The sequence below is a fragment of the Polaromonas sp. P3_C2 genome (assembly GCF_056402675.1).
Genome location: NZ_JBFUGX010000523.1, coordinates 1 through 2,980, shown reverse-complemented (window position 1 = coordinate 2,980; position 2,980 = coordinate 1). Strand labels below are relative to the sequence as shown.

The 2,980-nt window shown below is 65.2% G+C and carries 4 protein-coding genes; all 4 read left to right on the top strand.

Annotated elements, in window-relative coordinates; translation table 11 throughout:
* Positions 1 to 416 (top strand): Rossmann-fold NAD(P)-binding domain-containing protein (locus AC1DWI_RS18300; protein ID WP_477725385.1); only part of this gene is annotated, 416 nt, incomplete at its 5' end.
* 40 nt (positions 417 to 456) lie between these two features.
* Positions 457 to 930 (top strand): AtaL-like protein, encoded by a 474-nt coding sequence (locus tag AC1DWI_RS18295; protein ID WP_477669764.1) that lies wholly within the window; start codon positions 457 to 459, stop codon positions 928 to 930.
* Positions 931 to 940: 10 nt separating this feature from the next.
* Positions 941 to 1,609: an NAD(P)-dependent oxidoreductase gene (locus AC1DWI_RS18290; protein ID WP_477669763.1), complete on the top strand. Its 669-nt coding sequence runs from the start codon at positions 941 to 943 to the stop codon at positions 1,607 to 1,609.
* Positions 1,610 to 1,802: 193 nt separating this feature from the next.
* Complete coding sequence (locus AC1DWI_RS18285; protein WP_477669762.1) at positions 1,803 to 2,897, top strand: patatin-like phospholipase family protein; 1,095 nt, start codon at positions 1,803 to 1,805, stop codon at positions 2,895 to 2,897.
* Positions 2,898 to 2,980 lie beyond the last annotated feature (83 nt).

Here is a 2,980-nt window from a genome sequence, read left to right as displayed (position 1 = left end):
ATCCCATGCCCATCGGCAGCAAGGGCCTGGCCATGATCGACGCGCGCGACATCGGCGAGATCGCGGCCATCGAACTGCTGCGCCGCGAGCAGGCTTCGAAGCCGCTGCCGCTGGAGCGCATCAACCTCGTCGGCCCCGACACGCTGACAGGCGACGATGTCGCCGCCATCTGGTCGGCCGTGCTGGACCGCCCAATCACCTATGGCGGAGACGACACCGCTGGCTTTGAGAAGAACCTGCTGAATTTTATGCCGCCGTGGATGGCGTACGACATGCGCCTCATGAGTGAGCGTTTCCTCACGGTGGGAATGGTTCCCGAATCGGGTGACGTCAAGCGCCTGACGACGCTGCTCGGTCGCCCGCTGCGGTCCTACCGCGAGTTCGCTACCGAGATCGCCGCGTCGGCATCGGCATAAGAACTACACGTACAGCAATCCACCAAAAAAGGAACTCATCATGATGTATTCGACCGCTACAGTGCCCGTCAATCCAGCGGGCGAGGTGAGGCTCACACGCGCCCAGGCATGGGCCGGCCTGGTTCTCAAGGCGCGTGACGCGCGCCGCTTCCTGCCGCCAGCGCTATGCACGCGCTGCGAAGTCGTCGAGGAAAGCGCGACGCATATCGTGCGCGAAGCCACCATCGCCGGCGCCGACCTGCGCGAGATCATCGCGTTCGAGCCCGAGAGCAAGGTGACCTTCTTCCAGGCCACCGGCCCGCGCGAAGGCGCGGTCGTCAACGAGTTGTTCGAAGACGAATCCGGAGAGCTCCAGCTGCGCTTCTACGGTTATCTCGGCCTTCGCGGCAAGACGCCGGGCGGCCCGGAAGAGCGGGCCGAGCAAGCCTGGATGGACGGCGAGCAAGGCTACAAAAGCGCACTCGTCTCGACGCTCAAACGCACCCGGGAACTGCTCGCGCAGGGCGAACTTTAAAGGCCAGACCATGAACACATTGAACACTGACGGCATCTCGCCGGCTCGCCCGAAGATTCTGGTTCTTGGCGCCACCGGCGGCACGGGCCGGCTGATCGTCAGGCAAGCGCTTGCACGGGGGTTCGACGTTCGCGCGCTCGTGCGCTCCCCGGGGAAGGCAAGCGGCCTGGAGGGCGCCGAGATCATCATCGGAGATGCCCTCGACGAAAGTGCGCTGCGTGAGGCCCTGCGAGGCCGGGATGCCGTCGTGAGCGCCCTGGGCACACCGGTCAGCCCGYTGCGCGAGGTGACTGTGCTCTCCTCGGCCACACGGGCACTCGTGAGCGCCATGAAAGCGGAGAAGGTCTCGCGCCTTGTGTGCATCACGGGCATGGGCGCAGGCGACAGCGCCGGCCATGGCGGGTTCCTGTTCGACCGGCTGATCCATCCCGTGCTGTTGCGCAAGGTCTACGCCGACAAGAACCGGCAGGAGGCTGCCGTCCGCGCCAGCGGGCTGGACTGGGTTCTGGTGCGCCCTTCCGTGCTGAACGACAAGCCAGCGCGGCGCAAGATCCGCGCCTTGACGGACTTGTCCGGTTTTCACGGAGGAACCATTGCGAGACAGGACGTCGCGGACTTCGTCCTGGATCAGGTGCAGGCGGATGCCTGGCTGCACCGGTCCCCTCTGATATCTTGGTGACTTCGGCTCTGGGGTAACGACTGCAAACGCTGGCACCAGCGGCCGGCCCGGACTCGCCGCAGGACTCGAGTCGGCAAGCATAGGAGAATCGGGCCTGCTACCCATCCACGGCAAATAACATGCAACACGGCTTCTCCACAGCGATCACTGCGCATCGCCCGCTTCCTCTATATGTGCGCTGCAAGGCTGCGGCATGAAGCCGGTGTACCTGGCCCTTTCGGGCGGCGGCACGCGCGCCATGGTGTTTCACTGCGGCGTGCTGAGCTTCCTGGCGGAACACCAGGCGCTGGAGCGGGTCAGCAAGGTGTCTACTGTTTCGGGCGGCAGCCTGCTGGTGGGCCTCTTGCTGCAGCTCAATGGGATGCGCTGGCCCGGCAGCAACGAATGCCTGGAGGTGCTGCTGCCGCGCGTGAAAACACTGCTGACCACCACAGACCTGCAGAACGCCGCCATGCGCGCCATGCTGCACCCGCGCAACTGGCGCTTTGCGCTGTCGCGTGCCAACGTGCTGGCATCGGCCATCGGCAGCGCCTGGGGTGTCGATGCGCTGATGGAGGATGTTCCGGCGACACCCGTCTGGCTGGTCAACGCCACCACGGCCGAAACCGGCAAACGCGCCAGCATTGAAGGCGACGCGCTGCGCGACTGGATGCTGGGCTCCACGCGCCTGAAGCAGCTGCCGCTGCGTGACGCGATGGCCGTGTCGGCGGCTTTTCCGGGCTTGATCGGCCCTTATGTCCTGCCGACCGACAGCTTTGACTGGAACCTGCCGATGTTTGCCTCCGGCGAAGACGCCCGGCCGGCCGAAGACCGCTTTGCCCGCATCCACCTCTACGACGGGGGTGTGTACGACAACCTCGGGCTGGAGCCGTTTCTTGACGCCGGCTTTGGCCCCAAGCCGAAAATCGACGGCGTGATCATCGCGTCTGACGCAGGCGCGCCCTTGCCGGTGGGTTTTGCGATGGGCCCCCTTAGCATCTTTCGTCTCAAGCACGTGGCCGACATCATGTCCGACCAGGTCCGCGCGCTGCGCGCCAGGGGGCTCATGGCCTACGCTGCGCGCCAGCCCGGCCGCGCAGCTTACCTGCGCATAGGCGCCACCGCCCAAGAGGTCGCCCAACGCGCCGGCGCCGACTGCCCGGCCGGCGAATGGCTGGACGCAAACAGYGTCAGGGCGGCCGCTGCCTACCCGACCTCACTGAAGAAAGTGCCGCTGCCGATGTACGAGCTTGTGTTCAGGCACGGTTATGAATGCGCCGCTGCCGGGCGAGCGGGGTTCGGGCTTTAAATCGATTTGGCGGCTGCTTTCGGGGCGAATTTCGATGTGCAACTTGCTATTAAAAATATAGCTGCTGGCGCCATCCCTTATTG

Coding starts and splice junctions, on each gene's coding strand:
- AC1DWI_RS18295 (WP_477669764.1), top strand. CDS start 457: ATGATGTATTCGACCGCTACAGTGCCCGTCAATCCAGCGGGCGAGGTG.